This is a genomic window from Amorphoplanes friuliensis DSM 7358 (genome assembly GCF_000494755.1).
In the GTDB taxonomy this organism is placed as follows: domain Bacteria; phylum Actinomycetota; class Actinomycetes; order Mycobacteriales; family Micromonosporaceae; genus Actinoplanes; species Actinoplanes friuliensis.
Map to the genome: position 1 here is coordinate 7,712,606 of NC_022657.1, position 22,310 is coordinate 7,734,915.

The 22,310-nt window shown below is 70.7% G+C and carries 18 protein-coding genes; 12 read left to right on the forward strand and 6 right to left on the reverse strand.

All coding sequences use genetic code 11. From position 1 onward, the window contains the following. The first annotated feature begins 96 nt into the window (after nt 1-96). Together AFR_RS35530 and AFR_RS35535 are read left to right on the forward strand one after the other, a co-directional pair. Nucleotides 97-1,044, forward strand: coding sequence for a pseudouridine-5'-phosphate glycosidase (locus AFR_RS35530; protein WP_023561662.1), 948 nt, complete (start codon nt 97-99; stop codon nt 1,042-1,044). Beyond that, nucleotides 1,041-2,024 (forward strand): carbohydrate kinase family protein, encoded by a 984-nt coding sequence (locus AFR_RS35535; protein ID WP_023561663.1) that lies wholly within the window; start codon nt 1,041-1,043, stop codon nt 2,022-2,024. Before AFR_RS35530 ends, AFR_RS35535 begins: the two co-directional genes overlap by 4 nt. Here AFR_RS35535 and AFR_RS35540 read toward each other — a convergent pair. Then, a complete protein-coding gene (locus tag AFR_RS35540) occupies nt 2,021-2,386 on the reverse strand; it encodes a DUF3099 domain-containing protein (RefSeq protein WP_438829914.1) in 366 nt (121 codons plus the stop codon). The genes AFR_RS35535 and AFR_RS35540 overlap by 4 nt on opposite strands. Nucleotides 2,387-2,469: 83 nt before the next feature. Between AFR_RS35540 and AFR_RS44265 the strand changes: the two genes are divergently transcribed. Next, nucleotides 2,470-4,854: a putative bifunctional diguanylate cyclase/phosphodiesterase gene (locus AFR_RS44265; RefSeq protein ID WP_023561665.1), complete on the forward strand. Its 2,385-nt coding sequence runs from the start codon at nt 2,470-2,472 to the stop codon at nt 4,852-4,854. Here AFR_RS44265 and AFR_RS35550 read toward each other — a convergent pair. Next, complete coding sequence (locus AFR_RS35550) at nt 4,820-5,386, reverse strand: HhH-GPD-type base excision DNA repair protein (protein WP_023561666.1); 567 nt, start codon at nt 5,384-5,386, stop codon at nt 4,820-4,822. The genes AFR_RS44265 and AFR_RS35550 overlap by 35 nt on opposite strands. Before the next feature lie 73 nt (nt 5,387-5,459). Between AFR_RS35550 and AFR_RS35555 the strand changes: the two genes are divergently transcribed. Both AFR_RS35555 and deoC read left to right on the forward strand, forming a co-directional pair. Then, on the forward strand, nt 5,460-6,185 hold the full coding sequence (locus tag AFR_RS35555) for a GntR family transcriptional regulator (RefSeq protein WP_023561667.1): 726 nt from the start codon (nt 5,460-5,462) through the stop codon (nt 6,183-6,185). Continuing rightward, nucleotides 6,185-6,901 (forward strand): deoxyribose-phosphate aldolase, encoded by a 717-nt coding sequence (gene deoC, locus AFR_RS35560; RefSeq protein ID WP_023561668.1) that lies wholly within the window; start codon nt 6,185-6,187, stop codon nt 6,899-6,901. The genes AFR_RS35555 and deoC overlap by 1 nt, the downstream gene beginning before the upstream one ends. Here deoC and AFR_RS35565 read toward each other — a convergent pair. Next, nucleotides 6,895-10,071, reverse strand: a complete 3,177-nt coding sequence (locus AFR_RS35565; protein ID WP_148308178.1) for an NACHT domain-containing protein — start codon at nt 10,069-10,071, stop codon at nt 6,895-6,897. The two genes, deoC and AFR_RS35565, sit on opposite strands and share 7 nt — an antisense overlap. A gap of 84 nt (nt 10,072-10,155) precedes the next feature. On the opposite strand from AFR_RS35565, the gene AFR_RS44270 reads away from it, so the two are divergent. Genes AFR_RS44270 through dtd form a run of 4 tightly spaced genes read left to right on the forward strand, consistent with a single transcriptional unit; the run spans nt 10,156 to nt 13,832 of the window. Beyond that, a complete protein-coding gene (locus AFR_RS44270; RefSeq protein WP_023561670.1) occupies nt 10,156-12,537 on the forward strand; it encodes a putative bifunctional diguanylate cyclase/phosphodiesterase in 2,382 nt (793 codons plus the stop codon). Then, entirely contained in the window at nt 12,534-12,818 is a 285-nt protein-coding gene (locus tag AFR_RS35575; RefSeq protein ID WP_023561671.1) for a hypothetical protein, read from the forward strand. The genes AFR_RS44270 and AFR_RS35575 overlap by 4 nt, the downstream gene beginning before the upstream one ends. A gap of 16 nt (nt 12,819-12,834) precedes the next feature. Then, entirely contained in the window at nt 12,835-13,422 is a 588-nt protein-coding gene (locus tag AFR_RS35580; RefSeq protein ID WP_023561672.1) for a phosphotransferase, read from the forward strand. Then, entirely contained in the window at nt 13,410-13,832 is a 423-nt protein-coding gene (gene dtd, locus AFR_RS35585) for a D-aminoacyl-tRNA deacylase (RefSeq protein ID WP_023561673.1), read from the forward strand. The genes AFR_RS35580 and dtd overlap by 13 nt, the downstream gene beginning before the upstream one ends. Here the strand turns inward: dtd and AFR_RS35590 are convergent. Next, nucleotides 13,829-14,614: a sporulation protein gene (locus tag AFR_RS35590; protein ID WP_023561674.1), complete on the reverse strand. Its 786-nt coding sequence runs from the start codon at nt 14,612-14,614 to the stop codon at nt 13,829-13,831. The genes dtd and AFR_RS35590 overlap by 4 nt on opposite strands. Before the next feature lie 312 nt (nt 14,615-14,926). On the opposite strand from AFR_RS35590, the gene sigB reads away from it, so the two are divergent. Beyond that, nucleotides 14,927-15,883, forward strand: a complete 957-nt coding sequence (gene sigB, locus AFR_RS35595) for an RNA polymerase sigma factor SigB (protein WP_041843168.1) — start codon at nt 14,927-14,929, stop codon at nt 15,881-15,883. A 93-nt stretch (nt 15,884-15,976) separates the two neighbouring features. After that, nucleotides 15,977-16,330, forward strand: a complete 354-nt coding sequence (locus AFR_RS35600; protein WP_023561676.1) for a YrdB family protein — start codon at nt 15,977-15,979, stop codon at nt 16,328-16,330. A gap of 1,358 nt (nt 16,331-17,688) precedes the next feature. On the opposite strand, the gene AFR_RS35605 is transcribed toward AFR_RS35600, so the two are convergent. Beyond that, nucleotides 17,689-20,187 (reverse strand): bifunctional acetate--CoA ligase family protein/GNAT family N-acetyltransferase, encoded by a 2,499-nt coding sequence (locus tag AFR_RS35605; RefSeq protein WP_052359877.1) that lies wholly within the window; start codon nt 20,185-20,187, stop codon nt 17,689-17,691. A 62-nt stretch (nt 20,188-20,249) separates the two neighbouring features. After that, nucleotides 20,250-21,434 carry an acetoin utilization protein AcuC gene (locus AFR_RS35610; protein WP_023561678.1) on the reverse strand — a complete coding sequence of 395 codons (1,185 nt, stop codon included), beginning with the start codon at nt 21,432-21,434 and terminating at the stop codon, nt 20,250-20,252. A gap of 196 nt (nt 21,435-21,630) precedes the next feature. Here AFR_RS35610 and AFR_RS35615 point away from each other — a divergent pair, with 196 nt between their 5' ends. Then, nucleotides 21,631-22,302: an iron-dependent transcriptional repressor DtxR gene (locus AFR_RS35615; protein ID WP_052359878.1), complete on the forward strand. Its 672-nt coding sequence runs from the start codon at nt 21,631-21,633 to the stop codon at nt 22,300-22,302. The last annotated feature ends 8 nt before the right edge of the window (nt 22,303-22,310 follow it).

The window sequence follows — 22,310 nt, forward strand, 5'->3', positions numbered from 1 at the left end:
AACCCGCAAGTCTGACACCTCACGCCTGGTCGGTCCAACGACAACGGAGCGGCGGGGCACCGTACCGTTGCGATCGTGACCGATTCCACGCGGCAGATGGGCCGCTTCACCATCCGTTACGGCGACCATGTGACCCGGGCGCGCCGCGACGGCCGCCCGGTGGTGGCGCTGGAGAGCACGATCGTCTCTCACGGCCTGCCCCGGCCCGACAACCTGCGGGTCGCCCGCGAGATCGAGCAGACAGTCCGGGACAACGGTGCTGTTCCCGCCACGATCGGGATGATCGGCGGCCAGGTGGTCGTCGGCCTCGAGGACCCGCAGATCGAGCATCTCGCCGGTGCCGACGGTGTGGCCAAACTCTCCGTTCGTGATCTTGCCGTCGCGGCGGCCACGGGAGCGGACGGCGCGACCACCGTCGCCGCCACCAGTGCGATCGCGGCCGCGGCCGGCATCGGCGTGTTTGCCACCGGCGGGCTCGGCGGTGTGCACCGGGAGGCGAACACGACCTTCGACGAGTCGAACGACCTGACCACGCTGGCCCGCACACCCATCGTCGTGGTCTGTGCCGGGGTCAAATCGATCCTCGATGTCGGCGCGACGCTGGAACGCCTGGAGACGCTCGGCGTCTCGGTGGCCGGGTACGGCACGTACCGCTTCCCGGGCTTCTTCGTGACCGACGGCGGCTTCGACGTCGACTGGAAGCTGGACTCGCCGGCGCAGGTCGCCGACGTGATCGCAGCCCGCGCCGACCAGGGTGTGGGCGCCGGTGCGCTGGTGCTGGGCAACCCCCTGCCGGCCGACGAGCAGCTCGACCCGGAGCTGCACGACCGTACGCTGGCCGAGGGGCTGGAGCTGCTCGCGCGCGACGGCATCACCGGCAAGGCGGTCACGCCGTTCCTGCTGGCGCACTTCCACGGGAGCACCCAGGGCAAGAGCCTCGAGGTCAACGTGCGGATCATCCTGCGCAACGCGGCGCTGGCGGCCCAGATCGCGGCCGCGGCGACCCCGGCACCCGCAGCCCTCGGATTCGCCCTGCCCGCGTGACAACCGGCCAGCCGGCACCCGGCAGGAAGGGCGTTCTGGTTGTCGGGGATCTGGTGACCGACGTGCTGGTCGTGCACGTCGGCAGCCTCGCCGTGGGCTCGGACACCGACGCGCGGATCACCGTAGGTGGAGGCGGCCAGGCGGCCAACACAGCCGCCTGGCTCGCCCAAGCCGAAGCCCAAGCCGGAGCCGGACCGGACGCACGCGGCCAGGCCGAGGACGAGTCCGGCGGCGGCGAGGGGGGCGGCGTCACCCTGATCGCCGCGACGGGTGACGATCACGCCGGCCGCGAGCGCATCGCCGAGCTCCTCGCCGCCGGTGTCCGCTGCGCGGTCCGCGCGCATCCTGGCGTGCCGACCGGCAGTGTCGTGGTGCTGAGTTCGACCGGCGAGCGCACGATGATCACCGATCGTGGCGCGGCGCTGCTGCTCGACCCGGCGGACGTCACGGCGGCGGTCAAGACCGCGCACGACGCGTCCCACCTGCATCTTTCCGGTTATCCGCTGCTGCATGCCGGGTCGCGCCCCGGCGGCCTGGCCGCGCTGGCGGCGGCCGCCGAGCGCGGCCTCACCACCAGTGTCGACGCGGCCTCGGCGGAGCCGTTGCGGCAGCTGGGGGCCGAGGTTTTCCTCGACCTGGTACGCGGGACCGACCTCCTCCTCTGCAATGCCGACGAGGCAGCCGTGCTGGCCGGAGCGGGGACCGCGGAGGAGCAGTCCGCGCGTTTGGCCCGCTCAGCCCGGAACGTGGTCGTCAAGCTGGGGGCGGACGGCGCTGTGTGGAGAGGCGAGGACGGGTTGTTGCGGTTGATCGGCGGTGTACGCGTACCGGTGATTGATCCGACCGGGGCCGGTGACGCTTTTGCGGCGGGCCTGCTCAGGGCGTGGTGTTCGGGTGCGGGGCCGCAGGCCGCGCTGGAGGCCGGGGCGGCGCTCGGCGCGGCGGCGGTGCAGACGCTGGGTGCGCGACCGGCTGTCTAGGGTTCGAGGTCGATGGTGCGGTGGCGGACCTCTTCGGCAGACTCGGCCGTGAGGATCCGCTGGTTGTTTACCGTGGGGACGCCCGCGGGGTGGGCCCTGCTCTTGGGCGGGCGGTCGTTGGCGATCAGCACCGCCGCCCAGGGCAGGAAGACCATCCCGGCGGCGCAGAGAATCAGCCAGAGCGGGAGGAACGGCGGTTTCACGCTGATCAGGATCGCGCCGAGGATCAGGCAGCCGGCGCGCACGCTCATCATCGACACGTAGCGGATCTGGCGGCTGCGGAGCTGGTCGTCTTGGCTGCGAGCGGCGTTGGTGATCAACACCGGCTGCTTCTTCACCTGGAACTCCGATCGACAGCTCATCCTTACACCGCGGCGGCCGTCGCGACCACTATCGACGCAGCGAACCCTTTCAGGTGCGGCCCCGTCCGACCGATCAGGTAGCCGTGCGGTCGACGTCTCTCGGGTCGAATCGGCGACGCTGGTCGGGCGTCGCCCTCGTCGTCGTGGTCGCACTGCTCGGCACCGCCGTCGCGTGGGTGGCGACCGGCAACGCCCGCCGGGCCGAGCAGCGGTACGCGGCGCAGCTCATGGACCGGTACACCAGCGACCTGACCAGGGCGATCACCACCGAGATCCAGCGGTACGGGGACACGCTCGATGACGTCGCCACCGCCCTCGGCGCGCAGACGGATCTGACCGCCGACGACTTCGGCTGGATCACCAACAAGATCAGTAATCGCCGGCTGCCCGGTGCCACCTCGCTGGGTTTTGTCGTCAGTACGCCCGACAGCGGGGTCGGCGCGCTGCAGTCGTACTGGCGTGAGCGCGGCGCGAGCAACCTGATGCTGAGCCCGGTCGACACCGCCGGCGAGCACGCGTTCGCGGTGTTCACCCGGTCCTTCGACGGCGTGCCGGTCGTGGCGGGCATGGACCTGTCCGCCGCACCCGAGGCCTCGGACGCCCTGCAGGACGCACAGTTCCTCGGCGGTTTTGCCGTCAGCCGGGCGTACGTGCTGCTCAAGGATCGTGCTCTGCCGGTGACCCAGCAGCAGCTGTCGTTCCTCTTCGCCGTGCCGGTCTACCGCATCGGCGGCGCCTTCCGCGGCTGGCTGACCATGGGCGTCCACGGCCGTGACCTGCTCACCGAGACGCTGCGGACGCAGTCGCACGGCGCGGTGACCGCCGGCCTGGAGGATCCGACCGACCGGGTCGAACGCACCATCGCCAGCGCGTCCGGCGGCAAGGCCCGCAACTATCCCGCGGCGCTCGACCGGACCGCGAGTGTCTCTGCCGGGCTGCGCACCTGGCGGCTCGAGGTCCACCCGACCGACCAGCTGCTCGAGGAGACCGACCGCGGGATCGTCGGCACGACGTTCGCCGTGGCCATGACGATCACGCTGCTGCTGACCCTGCTCGTCGCGCTGCTTGCCGGTGCCCGCAACCGGGCGATGAGCAAGGTCGACGCCGCGACCGCCGCCCTGCGCAGCGACATCGAACGCCGCCAGCAGGTCGAGACCCGGCTGCGCGAGCGTGAGCTCGAACTCGAACAGATGGCCCTCCACGACCCCCTGACGGGATTGGCCAACCGGGCCGGGCTCGACGCCCGCCTGGCCGAGGTGGTCGGCACCCGCTCCGACGTTGCGCTCCTGCTCATCGACCTGGACGACTTCAAGCTGGTCAACGACGCGTACGGGCACGCGGCCGGCGACGCGATGCTGACCGAGTTCGCGCAGGTCCTCCTGGCCGGGGTACGCACGGGTGATGTCGCCGCGCGGATCGGCGGTGACGAGTTCGTCGTGCTGATCACGGACGTGCCGGACGACGCCAGAGCAGTCGCCGCGGCCCAGCGTGTGCTGGCCGCCGCCGCCTCCGCGCCGGTCCGGCTCGGTGACGACACCCTTCCCGTACGCGCGAGCATCGGCGTCGCCACGAGCCGGGCCGGCGACAGCCCGAAGGAACTCCTGCGCCGCGCCGACATCGCCATGTACCAGGCGAAACACCTCGGGACCCACGGCGTGCAGCTGCACGACCCGTCGATGACCGACCGCCGCAAAGCGGACTCGCTGCTCGCCGAGGACCTGGCCGGCGCCCTCGACCGCGACGAGCTCCACGTCCTCTACCAGCCGCTCGTCGACCTGACCGACAGCCGCCCGATCGGTGTCGAGGCCCTGATCCGCTGGCGGCACCCCCGCCTCGGCCTGGTCTCCCCCGCCGACTTCATCCCGATCGCCGAGCGCACCGGCACGATCACCGCCATCGGCCTCTGGGTCCTCGAGACGGCCTGCCGCGAGATCACCCGGTGGGACGGCCTGTACGTGAGCGTCAACCTGTCACCGCGCCAGCTCCAGGAGCCGACGCTGGTGCAGGACGTGCTCGGGGTGCTCGCGCGTACCGGCCTGGCCCCGGACCGCCTGGTCCTGGAGATCACCGAGTCCGCCCTGGTCGACGAGAGCGCCGGCATCGCGATGCTGCAGGAGTTCCGCGAGCACGGCATCCGCGTGGCCATCGACGACTTCGGCACGGGCTACTCGTCCCTGCACTACCTGACGCGCCTCCCGGTCGACATCCTCAAGATCGACCGCAGCTTCGTCGCCGAGCTGAACGGCACACCGGAAGGCTCCGGCATCACCGAGGCGATCCTGCGCCTGAGCCAGGTCCTGCACCTGACCGCGATCGCCGAGGGCATCGAGACGGCCGAACAGGCGGCAGAACTCCAGCTGCTGGGGTGCGGCGTCGGCCAGGGATATCTCTTCGCCCGCCCGCTGCCGCCAACGGAACTCCAGGACCTCCTGCTCAGCCCTTCGCCGCGGCCTTCATCTCTTTCTTGAACGCCCGCACCCGCGCCAGCGACTCCCCGTCGACAATGTCCGCCACCGACCGGTGCGAACCCTCCTCGCCGTACGCACCGGCGGCCGCACGCCAGCCGGGCGGCTGTACGCCGTACTGCTTCCCGAGCAGCGCGGCGAAGATCTGCGACTTCTGCTTCCCGAAGCCCGGCAGCGCCGCGATCCGCTTCACCAGCTCCTTGCCATCACCGGCGCCCTGCCAGAGGTTCTGCGCCTCGCCGTCATAGGTCTCGACGAGCGCCCGGCAGACCTCCTGCACCCGGGCCGCCATGGCCTTGGGAAACCGGTGCAGGGCAGGCGGCGTGGCAAAGATCGTCACCAGCGCCTCGGGATCGAACCCGGCGAGCTCCTCGGCGGTCGGCGCATGCCCGAGCCGCTGCGCCAGCACGTACGGCGAACTGAACGCCTTCTCCAACGGACTCTGCTGGTCGAGCACCATGCCGATGAGCAGCGCCAAGGGGTCGTTGGTCAGCAGTTCGTTGGCCTCGGCGGCGATGGGCAGCGAAAGCGTCATGGCCCACATCCTATGGACCCGAGCCGCCCCGGCGGACTAACTTCTAGGTTGTCTAGACGACCTGGAGGAGCGGATGGCGAATACGCCGCTGTACGTGCGGATCGAGCGGGCGTTGCGGGCGCGGCTCGTCACCGCGCGGCCCGGGGACGGTGTGCCGGCCGAGTCCGCTCTGGCCGAGGAGTTCGGCGTGGCGCGCATGACCGTGCGGGCCGCGCTCAACGCGCTCGAGGCCGACGGGTTGATCGAGCGGATCCAGGGCCGGGGCACCTTTGTGCGGCAGCGACCGGCGCCGCGGGCCGCGGGCACGTTGATGAGCTTTCACGATCAGGTGCGCAGCTGGGGGCGGCGGCCGTCGTCGCGGCTGGTCGAGGGTGAGGTGCGGCCGGCCACCGCCGAGGAGGCCGCTGCGTTGCAGCTCACGGCCGTTTCTCCCCAGGTCGTTGCGATCACCCGGGTACGCCTGGCCGACGACGTCCCGCTGGCGGTCGAGTACGCGTGCTTCCCGCCGCACCTCGACGGCCTGCTGGAGGCGGACCTGGAGACGGGTTCGCTGCACCGCGCCTTGCACGAGCGTGGGGTCCGTCCGACGCTGGGATCGTCCACGCTGACCGCGCAGCCCGCCGGCCGGGACGGCGGCCGGTTGCAGGTGCCCGACGGCGAGCCGCTGCTGGTGGAGACCCGCCTGATCGTCGACCAGCACGCCGCACCCCTCGAATACACCGTGAGCCGTTATGTCGGCTCGCGCTACTCGCTGCAGGTCGCGTTCGACGTGCAGCCACCCCGAGAAGGAGACGTGTAGTGCTTCCCACCGTTGAGCAGGTCGCCAAGATGATCGACCACTCGTTGCTGCGTCCCGACCTGACCGTCGGCGAGGTCCGGCAGGGCTGCGAGCTCGCCGCCTCCCGCGGGACGAAGTCGGTGTGCGTACGCCCGTCCGATGTAGCCCTGGCTGTCGCCGCCCTGCACGGGACCGGGGTGCTGGTCGGGACGGTCGTCGGTTTCCCGCACGGCAACACGCTGACCGCGATCAAGGTGGCGGAGACGAAAGCGCTGGTCGAGGCCGGTGCCGACGAGATCGACATGGTGCTCGACATCGGACGGCTCCGCAGCGGCGACGCCGCCTACGTCCGCGACGACATCGCCGCGGTGGTGCAGGCCGCCGGCGGACGGTGCGTGAAGGTCATCCAGGAGAACGCCTACCTGACCAACGACCAGAAGGTCCTGGGCTGCCGGCTCGTCGAGGAGGCCGGCGCGCAGTTCGTGAAGACGAGCACCGGCTTCGCACCGGGCGGGGCGACCCTGGCCGACATCCGCCTGATGCGGGCGACGGTCTCACCGGCGATCGAGGTGAAGGCCGCGGGTGGCGTGCGCACGCTGGACACCCTGCTGGAGCTGGTCGAGGCGGGCGCGACCCGCTTCGGCGCGACGGCCACCGCAGCGATCCTGGACGACCTGGCCGCCCGCCACCGCGGCGAACGGACGAGCGTCGTGGCTGCGGCGGACGGGGCCTACTGATCGGGTTCCCGGCGAATGTCGAGTTCAGAGTCCGGAAGGCACCTCTGAAGCTCGCGCAGGGCCCGGAAGACACGGATCTCGTCGGCCGGCGACCACTTGGTCGTACCGTCGGCGTGCTTGCCGACAACCCGCTCGGCCATCGTGCGGATGTCCACGATCGGGGAGGCCGCCACCAGGAATTCCAGGGCGTCCGGCACGTGTGCCTGAGTGAAGTAGGGACTTGTCACCAGCCGCAGCAACCACTCGTCCAGAGTGACCGCCGGGATCCGTGTCACGTCCGCGGTCAGCAGACGCAGGACAACACGGATCGCGGGAACGAGCGACGGGTCGAATTCGTTCGGATCCCACATTCTGCCCTCGACCGCCCGGACCGCGCGGTGGTAGGCCTCGACGAGGTCCGCGGTGGTTCCATCCAGCGACGAGGTCAACCACACCCGAGTCAGGCTGCGCGCGATGGACTCGACCTCGCCGGCCTCATGGACGACAAAGGTGGTCAGTGAACGGGGAAGCTCCGCGGCCAGCGGCTCGACGGCGTGCAACATCACGTCGCCTCCCTCCTGACCCATCAGCTGGAGCAGGCTGTTCATCTGGTCGATCGAGTCGACGCCGAGGCCCACACCCGGCTGGGAGGTGTCGGCGAGGTGCCCGATGCCGGGAAAGGTCCACAGCAGGTCGACCGGAATCGGCGTCAGCCCGGCTGCCCGATGCAGGACGAGGTCGCGGCGTTCTCCCGCCCAGGTCTTCCGGATCGACACCGTCTCGGCGAACGCGCTCCACATGCCGGAGGGAACCGCGGCCAGCCACTGCTGGGCCGCTCCCTGGAACCAGGCCGCCGGGTCCGCCGCGTGGACGAAGATCTCCGAGGCGGGCAGCGGCTTCCCGCACGCGATCACCAGCAGCGTGAGGTTGAGGGAGTAGGTCGCCATCATGTGGTCGACGCGCTTGTCGACGGGCTGATATCGCCCCCGCGCCGGCTCGGGGCGGATCATCGCGACCCGTAACACGTCGATCAACCAGGACCGGATCTCCTCGTGTTTCGACGTGGCGAGCATCGAGGAAATGAAGGGCAGGACGGTTCCCCGGGCGATCAACGGCACATAACTGAGCAGCCCGGGCAGGACACCCTCGTCAGTCGTCGCCGGGCCCAGCGGTGAATCGTCGGCGGCGGCGCGTGCGGCATTGCCCCGCACTGTCCGGACCACCAGCCGGGCGACCAGATATTCGCCGAAGGTGGCGTGCAGGAACTCGTAGGTCCGCAGCTGACGCCCGTCCTGCAGGGCTTCGGACCGCTGGATGAAGAAGAAGCGGCCCACCACCTCCTCGCCCGCGGTCAGCGAGCTGCGGAAGCCCTCGGATTCGGCCCGACGCCCGGTGGTGAGTCCGAGGGCGGCCAGGTCGGCGTCCAGGTCCTGCTGAGTCACGGTCTGGCGGAGGCGGTTGAACATCGCCAACGCGACCACCGACAACTGCGTCAGCTCGGCCTCGACCAGTCCCGCCATCCGCGGCTCCGGCTCACCGGCGTGCAGTTTGCGCACCTCACGCTCGGCGAAACGATGCAGCAGGCGTTCGTACAGCTGGGCGGTGTCGAAGGTGGTGTCCTCGCGGAGAGCGCCGGTGGTGGCGTCGTAGAGGACGAGCATCAGGAGGAGAAGCGGCTGCATGCACAGCTCGGAGTAGCGCTGGACGACCTCGGGCTGGACCGCACGCGTGGGGTTCAGGGAGTTCCAGGTCCTGAGCCAGCGTGCGACGCGTGCGTCGTCGAAGCCCTCCAAGCGGGCGATCAGAGTGCCGTCGGGGAGGCGGGCTCGGTCGGCGACCGCGACGCGGCTGGTGACGATGACCGCGACCGGGCGGCCCTGCACCGCCTCCCGTTCCTGGAAGCGCGCGACACGCTGCAGGTAGTCGGACTGGTGGACGCCGGTCGCCTGGAGGAGCTCGTCGAAGCCGTCCAGCATGATCACCGGGAGGGCGCCGTCCGCGGTCGCGGCCAGGTCGGCCCAGGCGACCGTTTCGCCGATGGTCGTACGGATGGCCTGCTCGATCTGGTCCTGGATCTCGGCCTCGGCCGGCACTTCGCGCAGGGCCACCCGGACCACCAGGTAGTCGGCGGCCGGAAGCCGCGCGGCCAGCACCCGCGTCAGCGCCGACTTGCCGGCGCCGGGCTGGCCGAGCAGCAGCAACGGCGCCTCGGCGGCCTGCGGGGTGGTCAGGTGTTCCGCCAGGAACGCGGCGAAGTCGGAGCGGATGTCCGCGTCCCACCAGGAGTGCTCGGCCGGCCGGGCGGTGGGCCCGGCGGCTTTGACCCGGAAGAGTGGATCGAGGTAGGCCTCCCCCAGCGCCGGGATCATCAGCTCCGGTGAAGCCTCCCCGGTGACCGGTTTGTCCAGTTCGACGCGGTAGGCGGCGGCCAGGGCGCGCCGGCGGCGGTCCGGGTCCCGCGCGGAAGTGGTCCGCTCCAGCACCTCCTGCAGCTCGATCAGACTGCGACCGACCGCACGGTCCTCGGCCCGGCGGACCCACAGACCGAATTCCGGTACGTCGATGGCGAGCGCCCGGCGGGAGTCCTCGTACCGGCGCAGCGCCGCCGCCGGGAGCACCTCGGAGAGCAGCCGCTGGACGGCACGACGGCTGCGCTGGTCGGCGCGTTCCCACGCGGCCAGGCCCTGCAGGTACGTGCCGAAGTGCAATGCCTCGCGCAGGTACCAGTCGCGGAGATCGTCCAGCAGGCCGACGGCCGAGCGTTCGGCGGACGGTACGGGCACAGGCGCGCCCAGCAGGTCCCGCAGCCAGTCACCGGTGATCGGGGTGCCGGCCACCAGCAGCACCTGGTCGTCACGGGTCAGCTCGGGCGGGTCCAGCTCGGTCGCGGCGATGATCTCGTCGACCGCCTCGAAGAAGCTCGACACCACGAGGATCCCGTGGGCGGCCTGGAGACGGCTGCTGCGGTCGTGGCGCGCTTGCCCGCGTACCGAATCGTGCACTTTGCCGGCCACGACGTGGCCGAGACGGATCACCTCGGCCTTGGCGTCGAAAAGACCGAGCGCCGCGTCGCTGCCGCCGGCCGTCGCGATGGTCAGCGCGCCGCCGAGGAGGGTGTCCGCGGCCTTGATCGCGGGGCTGGCCCCACCGAGCAGACGAACAGCGTCGGCGTACCTCAAGCCTCGGGCCATCCGCCCATGATGGACGGCCGTCGCGGCCCCGGAAAGGGTCAGGTACGCGCCTCCGGTACCGATCAGGTGTTCGTGCGAGCTGTGATGACCGCCTCCGACCGCCGGCGCTGGGCCGGACTGGTGCTGGTGTTTCTGGTGCTGCTCGGTGGTGCCGGGGTGTCCGGTGCGGCGACCGTTGCGGTCAGCCGGGCCGAGCAGCGGTACGCCGACCAGGCCATGAACCGCTACAGCGACCTCGTGGAGGGTGCGGTCCTCGACGAGGTCAGGCACTACGGTGACGCGCTGCAGGATGTGGCCGCCGCGATCAACGCGCAGACCGAGTTCACTTACGGCGACTTCACCGGGATCACTTCCTACCTCACGAGTGCGCGGCTTCCCGGGGCCAGTTCGCTGGCGTTCATCGTGACCGGCACCGATTCGCAGGTGCCCGCGCTGCAGGGTTTCTGGCGGGAGCAGGGTGCCGCCGGCCTTGTGCTCGCCCCGCAGGGCCGCGGGGTCGAGCACGCCTTTGTCGTGTTCAGCCGTTCTTTCGACATGCGACCCCTGCGGCCCGGCATCGACCTCAACCAGGCCGTGCAGCCGTTCCAGGCGCTCGTGGAGGCGCGGCGCACCGGTCAGGTGACCATGAGCGAGGCGTACGTGCTGCTCAAGGACCGGTCGCTGCCGCGGGCGGAGCAGCAGATGTCGTTCATCATGACGGCGCCCGTCTACCACGGCTTCGACGCCGACGGGCAGCCCGCTCTGCGCGGCTGGGTGCTGCTCGGCGTACACGGCCGCGACTTCCTGAACACGACTCTGCAGGTGCACACGCAGGGCGCGGTCACTGCCGTCCTCGACGACCACCACGGCACGAGTGACATTCCGTTGGTCTCGGTCGGCACCACAAAGCACGGGCCGGACACGGCGCAGAAGCGGATCCTCGAGGTCGGCGGCCGGCAGTGGCGGCTGACCGTGCACCCGACCGCGCAACTGCTCGGCGCGACGGACCGCCGGATCGTCGGGCTCACGCTGGCCGCGACGATCGCGATCACCCTGCTCCTCACCGTGCTCGTCGCCATCCTGACCAGCGCGCGGAACCGGGCCATGACCCGCGTCGACCAGGCCACCGCCGCCCTGCGCGGCGACATCGAACGCCGCCAGGAGGTCGAGACCCGGCTGCGCGAGCGCGAGAGCGAGCTGCAACGCCTCGCCCTCCACGACTCGCTGACCGGCCTGGCCAACCGCACCGCCCTCGACAGCCGGCTCACCGCCGCCGTCGCGGCCGGTGAGCCGATCGGCCTCCTGCTCATCGACCTGGACGGCTTCAAACCGATCAACGACGTGTACGGACACGCCGCCGGAGATCAGGTGCTCACCGAGTTCGGCCGGCTGCTCAGCGACACCGTCCGCACGGGTGACACCGTGGCCCGCATCGGTGGCGACGAGTTCGTGGTGCTGCTCGCCGACATCCCCGACGCCACCGAAGCGGCCGTGGCGGCGCAGCGCATCCTGGCCGCCGCCACCGCCCGGCCTGTTCGCCTCGGTGACGACACCCTGCCGATCCGGGCGAGCATCGGCGTCACGACAGCCCGTACCGGTGACACGGCCAAGGAGGTGCAGCGCCGCGCCGACGTCGCGATGTACCACGCCAAGCGGGCGGGATCGCACGGCATGGCCGTGCACGATCCGTCGATGACGGACCGCCGCGCCGCGGACGCGGCGCTGGGCGAGGACATCGCCGTGGCCCTGGAACGTGGTCAGCTGCACGTCGTCTACCAGCCCATCGTCGACCTCGAGGACGGCCGGCCACTCGCCGCGGAGACCCTGCTGCGCTGGCAGCACCCGCGTCTCGGCCCGGTGCCGCCGGACCAGTTCATCCCGATCGCCGAACGCAACGGTGCGATCAACGCCATCGGCCTGTGGGTGCTCGACCAGGCCTGCCGCCAGGCGGTCGAGTGGGACGCCCGGTACGTGAGCGTCAACCTGTCCCCGCGGCAGCTGCAGGAGCCCACGATCGTGCACGACGTCCTGGCTGTGCTGCGGCGTACCGGCCTGGACCCGGAACGCCTGGTGCTGGAGGTGACCGAGTCCGCGATCGTCGACGAGAACGCGGGCATCCCGGCGTTGCGGGCGCTGCGCTCGTACGGGATCCGGATCGCCATCGACGACTTCGGCACCGGGTATTCGTCGCTGCACTACCTGACGCGGATGCCCGTCGACATCCTCAAGATCGACCGCACCTTCGTGAACGAGCTGAACGGCACCTCCGAGGGCGCCGCCGTCACCGAGGCGGTCATCCGGCTGAGCCAGGCGCTGCACCTGACGACGATCGCGGAGGGCATCGAAACCGAGGAACAGGCGGCCGAGCTGCGCGAACTCGGCTGCACCCGCGGCCAGGGATACCTGTACGCCCGGCCGCACCCAGCCGAGGAGCTCGACTGGAACCGGTTTGCCACCAGCCCGTCCGGGCAACCTTGCACACCATGAGCGACAACAGCGACTACGCGCCCGAAACGCTGGACGAGCCGTCGACGTCCCGCCCCGAGAAGGGCAACGACGACCCGGGCCTGTCGAGCACGATCGCGGCCGGCACCGACACGGACCAGCTGATCAACGGTGGTCCGCCGCCGCGCGACGGCGGTGCGGTCACGACCACGGGCGGCACGGCGGGCCCCAACAGCTTCCGTCCCAAGGCCCGGCACGGCGAGGGCGTGGCCAACACCACGACCGGCGACGCCACGACCGGTTCCATGGAACCGACCGACTGACCGCTATGTTCGGCGGGTGACCGGCCCGCTGATCGCCTCCGGCCGCGAGGCAGACGTGTACGCGCTCGACGAGCGCCGTGTCCTGCGCCGTTATCGCCGAGAAGCCGACGTGACCGGCGAGGTGGCCACCATGCGCTACCTCGCCGGTGCCGGCTATCCGGTCCCGGAGGTCTTCTCCGCCTCGGGCCGCGACATGATCATGGAACGCCTCGACGGCCCCACGATGGCCCAGGCTTTTGCCGAGGGGTCGATCGGGGTCGAGGAGGGCGCCGCCCAGCTCGCCGGCCTGCTGAGCCACTTGCACGAGATTTCGCCCATCCTCCACCTCGACCTGCACCCGGAGAACGTGCTGATGACCTCGCGCGGCCCGGTTGTCATCGACTGGTGCAACGCCCGGACCGGCGACCCGGACCTGGACACCGGCCTTTCCGCGCTGATCTTGGCGCAGCACGCGCCCTTGCCGGTTCTGGCGGCATTTCTGCGGGTCGCCCCCGGTCAGCCGACCCGACTGCTGGACGAGGTGGTCCGCTTCCGCGACCGGCAGCTGTCCGGCACCGAGGACCTCAGCCCCGCCGTCGAAAGGCTGCTCGCGTGCGCGCCCTGATCCAGACCGTGAGCCGGGCCAGCGTGACCGTCGACGACGAGGTCGTCGGAAAGATCGAGAACGGGCTGCTGGTCCTGCTCGGCGTCACCCACGACGACACGTCCACGATCGCGGAAAACTTGGCCCGCAAGGTCCACGAGATGCGCATCCTCGACGGCGACGCCTCGGCCGCCGACACCGGCGCGCCGCTGCTGGTGGTCAGCCAGTTCACCCTCTACGGCGACGCCCGCAAGGGCCGCCGGCCCACCTGGTCCGCCGCCGCCCCGGCCGAAGTCGCCGAACCGCTGGTCACGGCCTTCGTCGAGGCCCTGCGTGAGCGAGGTGCCACCGTCGAGACCGGGCGGTTCCGGGCCCACATGCTCGTCGAGAGCGTGAACGTGGGCCCGAGAACCGTCTGGCTGGAGACCTAGAAGAAACCGCGGCGCTGCGAGGACTGCTGCAGCCACCCGTTGAGCTGCGCTGTCCAGTCGACCTGATCGACAGTGTGGTAATCGACGTCGAACCGACCGAACGAGTCGTGACCCTCGGTGAAGAGCCCGCCCCGCTTGTCGATCTCCAGCACCACCTGCAACTGGTGCGGCGTCGGGATGAAAGTGACCTCGAGCTGGTTGATCCGGCCCGCGTACTGCGACGGCGGATAGAACTCGATCTCCTGGTAGAACGGCAGCGTCTGGTGCACGCCGTGAACCCGTCCCCGCTCGACATCCGCCCGGCTGAAGCGGAAACCCAGCCGCAGGAAAGCGTCGAGAATGCGTTCCTGGGCCGGCAGCGGATGCACAGCCACCGCGTCCAGGTCACCCTTGTCGACCGCCCGGGCCACTTCCAGCTCCGTACGCAGACCCATCGTCATGCCGTGCAGATGCTGCCCGTACACCTCGGTGATCGGGGTTTCCCACGGCACGTCGAAACGGAACGGGATGTCATGGCGGGCATGGGCGTCCAGCTTGAAGGAGCCGGTCAGCCGCTGCCGGTGGAACTCCTGATCAGTGTTGTACTCGCTGTCGCCGCTCTCGACCTCGACCCGCGTCATCAGGCCCACGGCGACGTACTCGATGTCGACGGCGTGGTCGCCGCCCATGACGTGCACCTGCCCCTCGAGAAACCCGCCGGGCCGGCAGTTCGGGTTCGCGAGCACCGTTTCCACGGACGGGCCTCCGACACCCATCGCCTGCATCATGCGCTTGAAGACCACGTGTTTCCCTCCTGGAAGCGTTCCTTCTGCAGATTATCGGCCCTCGGCAAAGCATTCGAAATTGCGTCGCCTTCGGTAAATGTCCCATCAATCCGGGCACCGAGTCGGGTTCACGACCTCAGGGTTCTCCCCGATTCATGCCACCTGGACGCTTGCCTCACCTCCGCTTAACGCGCCTGCCGCCAAGCTAGTGATCACCGGCACGAATGCGGCTGGGAATGCACGACTCGGTGAACGCGGGGAGGGGACTGAAAGGTGGTCCTGCAGATGAAGGCGACGGAGTCCACGGCGGCGGTTGCTGCCGAGAACATCATGACCGACGGTGTCGAGCCCTTGGCGGACTTGGACGCAACCGACGAGCGCGGCGTGTCCGCGGACCTCGTCCGGGCGTACCTGAACGGCATCGGCCGCACGCGTCTGCTCACCGCGGTCGAGGAGGTGACTCTCTCCAAGCGGATCGAGGCCGGCCTCTACGCCGACGAGAAGCTCCCCGCAGCGGGCAGCGACCTGGCGCCCCTCCTGCACATCATCATCGCCGAGGGCCGCGCCGCCAAGAACCACCTGCTCGAGGCCAACCTCCGGCTCGTGGTCAGCATCGCGAAGCGCTACACCGGTCGTGGCATGGCCTTCCTGGACCTCATCCAGGAAGGAAACCTGGGCCTGATCCGCGCAGTCGAGAAGTTCGACTACACCAAGGGCTACAAGTTCTCCACGTACGCCACCTGGTGGATCCGGCAGGCCATCACCCGCGCCATGGCCGACCAGGCCCGCACCATCCGCATCCCGGTGCACATGGTCGAGCAGGTCAACCGCATGGTCCGCGCCCGCCGCGACCTCGCCGCCACCCTGGGCCGTGAGCCCGGCGTCGCCGAGATCGCCCAGGCCATGGGCGTGCCCGAGTTCCAGGTCATCGAGCTCATCTCGTACGACCGCGAACCCGTCAGCCTCGACCAGGCCGTCGGCGAGGACGGCGAAAGTGCCCTCGGCGACTTCGTGGCCGCCGTCGACCACCGCGCCGACCCGGGCGACACCGCCGGCCGCAGCGAACTCCGCGGCGAAGTCGAAATCGTCCTCTCCACCCTGTCCGAACGCGAATCCGCCGTCATCCGCCTCCGCTTCGGCCTCGACGACGGCCGCCAGCGCACCCTCGACGAGGTCGGCCGCGAATTCGGCCTGAGCCGCGAACGCATCCGCCAGATCGAAAAGGTCACCATGTCCAAGCTCCGCGACCCGCAGCGCGCGGGACGCCTGGAGGCCTACGCCAGCTGAACCCCATGACGAACGAAGCCGGTCGCGATTCGCGGCCGGCTTCGTTGTTTTTACCCTTGCCGCCCCCGCACCGACTGCGCCAGGATGCTGATCGTGAGGGCGATCAATCTTCTGCTCAGATTTGTGCTCGAACTCTGCGCCCTCGCCGCCCTCGCCTACGCCGGCTGGCAGCTGCCTGGCGCGGTCTGGCTGCGGCTGCTCGCCGCGATCGCTCTGCCTTTGGTGGCCGCGCTCGTCTGGGCACAGTGGGTGGCGCCCAAGGCGCGCCGGCCTGTTGCGGACCCGTTGCGTCTTGTACCGGAGTGGGTGGTCTTCGGTGGGGCTACGGTCGCCCTCGCGGTTACTGGTCATGTGATCCTGGCGGGGCTGCTGGCGGTGCTGGCCGCAGCGAACCGGCTCGCCCTCCACCTCTTGGGCGCACCGACCGACGACCACGCCCCCGTCTGACTCCCCCGGCCGCCTGCGGCTCACGGCGGTCGGTGATCGGCTTGAACGCGCTGCTACTCCAGCACCCCCGACCAGCCGCGGTCTGCCCCGGCACCGTGGCCACGCCGGTCGCTCGGTCCGCAACTTCAAGGAAGTTGGTCCCTCATGGGCGCCTTGAAGGCCCGACTTCCTTGAAGTTGGGCGCTCGTGGGCGCCTTGAAGGCCCAACTTCCTTGAAGTTGGGCGCTCGTGGGCGCCTTGAAGGCCCAACTTCCTTGAAGTTGGGCGCTCGTGGGCGCCTTGAAGGCCCAACTTCCTTGAAGTTGGGCGCTCGTGGGCGCCTTGAAGGCCCAACTTCCTTGAAGTTGGGCGCTCGTGGGCGCCTTGAAGGCCCAACTTCCTTGAAGTTGGGCGCTCGTGGGCGCCTTGAAGGCCCAACTTCCGTGAAGTTGTCGTCCGAGCGAGGCTCAAGTCTGTACCCAACCAGATGCCGGTCACGCCAGGCTTCGTCTGGCCTGACAGCAAGGCCCAAACCGACCTCCTGCCTCCGGCCCACAGTCACGACCCAAGCCCAGGCCCGAGCCCAAGCTCACGACCCACGGGCCACGAACCCGCGGGCCACGGGCCACGAACCCGCGGACCACGGGCCACGAACCCGCGGACCACGGGCCACGAACCCGCGGACCACGGGCCACGGGCCACGGGCCACGGGCCACGGAGCCAAAGTCCGGGGGCCCACGGGCCTAGGCGCGACCGACGGCTGTCGACTGGCACGCAATTTCAATGAAGTTGGGCCTTCACGGGCGCCTCGAAGGCCCGACTTCACGGAAATTGGGCACCCGAGCGGGACCGGGCCCCGCCCTTGCTCACCACCGCAGGCTTTGCGCGGCATGAGAGTCGAGCACACCCGACACCTGTCGAAGCCGTCGACCGGCACGCAACTTCAAGGAAGTTGGGCCCTCGTGAGCGCGTCGAAGCACCAACTTCAAGGAAGTTGGGCCTTCAAGGCGTCCACGAGCGGCCAACTTCATGGAAGTTGGGCCTTCATGACCGTCTCGAAGCACCAACTTCAAGCAGGAAGTTGGCCCTTCATGGGCGCGTCGAAGGACCGACTTCTCCGAAGTTGGGCCTTCGAGGCGGAAGTCGGGTTAGTGCCTGAGCGGACACCTGTTGCGGTGGGCTGGGCGGGGAAATGAAAGGCCGGCGCCCGTGATCGCGGTCAGGCGACAGTGGCCGGCGCACGCCCGCCTGGGGTGGGTGGCGGCAGGTCCACACGGAACGCTGGGTGCACACGCGCCGGACACCCTGCGCACCCTCGACCGGCTCCGCGAGGAGCTGCGCTGGACCGAACGCCGCTCGGCGAGTGGTTGGGGTGGGGGTCAGGCGGTGTGGAGGCGGCGGGGGCCGGTGTCGGGGCGGGTGCCGGGTTCGCCGAGTTCGACGGAGGCGTGCAGGACGGTGATGCCGTCGGGGCGGGCCAGGACCGGGTTGAGAGACAGGGCTCGGACCTGGGGGTGTTCGTCGGCGAGGCGGCCTACGCGTAAGAGCAGGTCGATCAGCGCTCCCCGGTCGACCGGGGCCGAGCCGCGGTAGCCGTGGAGGAGTGGCGCCGCGCGGGGTTCGTCGACCAGGGCGGCGGCCGCGCGGTCGGTCAACGGGGCGGCGCGCCAGGCGAGGTCGCCGAGGAGTTCGCTGGCTACGCCGCCTAGGCCGAAGCCGATGACCGGGCCGAAGGCTGGGTCTTCGACGACTTCGACGGTGCAGGCGACGCCTGCGGGGACCATCGACTGGACGAGTACGTCGGGGCCGAAGGCTTGTGAGAGCTCGCTGTAGGCGGCGCGGACGTCTTCCGCGTCGGCCAGGGCGAGGCGGACCGCACCCAGGTCGATGCGGTGGCGGAGGGCTCCGCCTGCGGCTTTCAGGGCGACGGGGTAGCCGAGGGTTTCGGCTGCTGCCAGCGCCTCGTCGAGTGAGCCGGCGGAGCTGGAGGGTTCGACCTTGATGCCGTAGGCCGCGAGGAGGTCGGTCGGCGGGCCTTGCAGCTCGGGGGCGGACGGGTCCACTCCGGACAGGGCCGGGAGGGCGCCCGGGGCCTGGCGGAGCCAGTCGGCGTAGGTGGCGACGCGGCTGAGGGCTCGGACCGCCTCCTCGACCGAGGGGTAGGCCGGGACGCGGGGTGGGAGCTGCCCGAGCAGGAACGTCGCCACGGTCGGCTTTTCGCCGGCCAGCGCCACGCTGCCGAGTGCTGCCGCGAAGTCGGCGTCCTCGTCGGGGAGCTGGCCCGGGAGGGGTGGCGCGAAGACGACCACCAGCGCATCCACCCGGTCGTCGACGGCGGCGTCGGCCAGGGCGTCGGCGAAGTCGTGGGCGCCGGCCTGAGGGCTGATGTCGCACGGGTAGCCGTCGGCGACGGTCAGGCCGGTGGCGCGGCAGGCGGCCACGGCCAGGCCGGACAGGGCCGACGAGTTGCCCACGATGGCGACGCGGCGGCCGGCGGGGAGGGGCTGGTGGGCGAGGAGGATGCCGACGTCGAAGAGTTCGGCGACGGTGTCGACCCGGATGACACCGGAACGCGCGAAGAGCGCCGTGACCGCCTTGGTGTCCGGACCGGGCAGGTCGCCCGCGAGGCCGGGTGGGCGGGTGGCCGACGCGACCGCGACCACGGGTTTGACGCGGCTCATCCGGCGGGCGAGCCGGGCGAACTTGCGGGGGTTGCCGAACGTCTCCAGGTAGAGCAGGACGGCGTCGGTGCCGGGGTCGTCCTGCCAATATTGCAGCAGGTCGTTGCCCGAGACGTCCGCGCGGTTGCCCGCCGACACGAAGCTGGACAGCCCCAGGCCGCGGCGGTCGGCCTCGGCCAGCAGCGCGACGCCCAGGGCACCGGACTGGCTGAAGAAGCCCACCCGTCCGGCGGCCGGCAGGGCCGGGGCCAGTGTTGCGTTCAGGCGGACGGCGGGGTCGGTGTTGGCGATGCCCAGGCAGTTCGGGCCGACGACGCGCATGCCGGCGGCGTGGGCCGAGTCGATCAGCTCGCGCTGAGCCCGCGCTCCTTCCGCGCCTGCCTCGGCGAAGCCTGCGGACACCACCACCAGGCCGCCTGCACCGGCGGCGGCTGCGTCGGCGAGGACCTCGGCGACACCCTCGGGCGGTACGGCGACCAGGGCGAGATCAACCGCAACACCGGCGGCGACGGCCGACCGGTAGGCCGGGAGTCCCGCCACGCGGTCGGCGCTGCGGTGCACGGGGACCACGGTGCCGGTGTAGCCACCGTCGCGCAGGTGGCCCAGCAACGCGGCGCCGATGCCCTGGCCGCTGGCACTCGCGCCGTACACGGCGACGGCGCGGGGGTGCAGCAGGCGGGAGATGGACCGGGCCTCGGTGCGCTGCTCGCGGCTTTCCTGGACCTCGCGGGACTTCTCGGTCGGGGCGATCGGGAACTCGAGGTGCACCACGCCGTCGGCGTACTTGCGCTGGACCTGGTAGCCGAAGTCGCTGAAGACGCGGAGCATGCCGGCGTTCTGCGGGAGGACCTCGGCGACGAAGCGGGTGATGCCGTGCTCCCGCGCCGCCTCGGCGAGGTGCTCGAGGAGGACCGAGCCGATGCCGCGGCCCTGGTGGGCGTCCTCGACGACAAAGGCGACCTCGGCCTCGGGTGCGTCGGGTCCGAGGCGCTCGTACCGGCCGACCGCCATGATGCGCGGGCCGCTGACGATGACAAAGGCCTCGCGGTCGCGGTGGTCGACGTTGACGAAGCGGGCGAGGTCGCGTTCCGGAATGCGCGGGTAGGGAGAGAAGTAGCGCAGGTAGCGGGTGCGGTCGCTCATCCGGGAGTGGAACTCCACGATGGCCGGTGCGTCGTCGGGGCGGATGGGGCGCATGTGCACGGCGCTGCCGTCGGAGAGCAGCACGTCCGCTTCTCTGGTCACCGCTGTCCCCTGCCTCAGTCCCGGATGTCGTGAGGGTCGAGCCCGTGCAGCGGGAAGACCGCGCGGCGGGTCGCCATGATGGCCTTGTCGACCGGGTCGGGTGTGGTGCCCGGCTCCCAGCGCTCGACCGCCGGCTCGATGCCGTCGGTCAGCGTGGTGGGGATGCCGGTGCCGGGCCTGCGGTCGGCGGCGAGCTTGCGCCAGCCCGGCGGGGTCTCGGTGGCCGGGTCGAGGGGCGCGCCGGTGGCCACCGCGAGCAGGTGGGTCCAGGCCCGGGGCACGACCTCGACCAGGGCATATCCGCCGCCGCCGGTCGCCACCCAGCGGCCGTCGCAGAGCTCGTCGGCCAGCGATCGCAGCGCGATGTAGGCCGCGCGCTGGCCGTCGACGGAGAGCCGCAGGTCGGCGAGCGGGTCGAGGCGGTGGGCGTCGGCGCCGCACTGGGTGACGAGGATCTGCGGGGAGAAGGCGCGCAGCACCGACGGCACGATCGCGTGGAAGGCCCGCAGCCAGGCGGCGTCACCGGTGCCGGGTGGCAGCGCGACGTTGACCGCGGAGCCTTCCGCGCCCGGGCCGCCGACCTCGGTGGAAAAACCTGAGGCCCACGGGAACAGGGCGGCCGGTGACTCGTGCAGGCTGACCGTCAGGACGCGGGGATCGTCGTAGAACGCGGTCTGGACGCCGTCGCCGTGGTGGACGTCGATGTCGACATAGGCCACCCGCTGCGCGCCGAGGTCGAGGAGCCGGGCGATCGCCACCGCGGGGTCGTTGTAGACGCAGAAGCCCGCGGCACGAGCCGCCATCGCGTGATGCAGCCCACCCGAGACGTTGACCGCGCGGGTGGCCGCGCCGCTCCAGACGGCCTCGGCCGCGGCCAGGGTGGCGCCGCAGATGCGGGCGCTGGCCTCGTGCATCCCGTCGAAGACGGGGTTGTCCGGGGTGTTGAGACCCCAGCCCCGGAAGAACGGGTCGTGCGGCGCGATGCGGACCGCCTCGAGATAGTCGGGCCGGTGCACGCGGATCAGCGCCGCGTCGTCGGCCGGCTCCGGGACCAGCAACTGCACCCCGGCTCGGTCGAGAACACCGAGCTCACGGGCGAGCGCCATGGTGAGCTCGATCCGGACCGGATCCATCGGGTGGTCACCCATGTCGTAGGCGAGCAGAGCCTCGTCCCACACCACTGCCGTCGACTCCGCCATGCCCGTCATGCTGCCACGGCGGCCTGACATTTTGCGGGGACGCCGGTCCCGCCAGTTGCACCATTCGGGCAATGGACGCCGCGGGTCCGGTAGGGTCACTTGACCCACCTCGTCGGCGCGAAGTCAACCCCCGGCTGCGAGGTAATATCGCTGCTGGGAGGGCCGCACCGTGAATGATCTCGTCGACACCACCGAGATGTACCTACGCACGATCCTCGAACTCGAGGAAGAAGGCGTTCCGCCGCTGCGCGCGCGCATCGCCGAACGCCTGCACCAGAGCGGACCTACCGTCAGTCAGACCGTCGCCCGGATGGAACGGGACGGCCTGCTCACCGTCGAGAACGACCGCCACCTGCTCCTGACCGAGGAGGGCAGGGTGGCCGCCGTCGCCGTCATGCGCAAGCACCGCCTGGCGGAGTTGTTGCTGGTCAACGTCATCGGCATGCCCTACGAGGAGGCGCACGAAGAGGCCTGCCGGTGGGAGCACGTGATGAGCGACTCCGTCGAGCGCAAGGTCTACGAGCTGCTCAACAAGCCGACCCGCTCGCCGTACGGCAACCCGATCCCGGGGCTCGAGGTTCTGGGCCTGCCCGCCGAGGAGCCGCTCGGCAGCAGCTCGACCGTCATCAATTCCGGCGAGCGCAATCTGGCGTTCCCGGGTCTGAGCGGCAGTGTGGTCGTGCGGCGGATCTGCGAGAGCGTGCAGACCAACGCGGGTGTGCTGCGCCAGCTGCACGCTGCGGGAATAGACCCGGGCGCGACGGTCACCGTGGCGCAGGAGCGCGACGGTGTGACCATCGACCGGTCCGGCGACAAGATCCGGCTGCCGCGTGAGGTCGCGTCGCGGGTGTTCGTCGACGCCCGCTGACACGGACC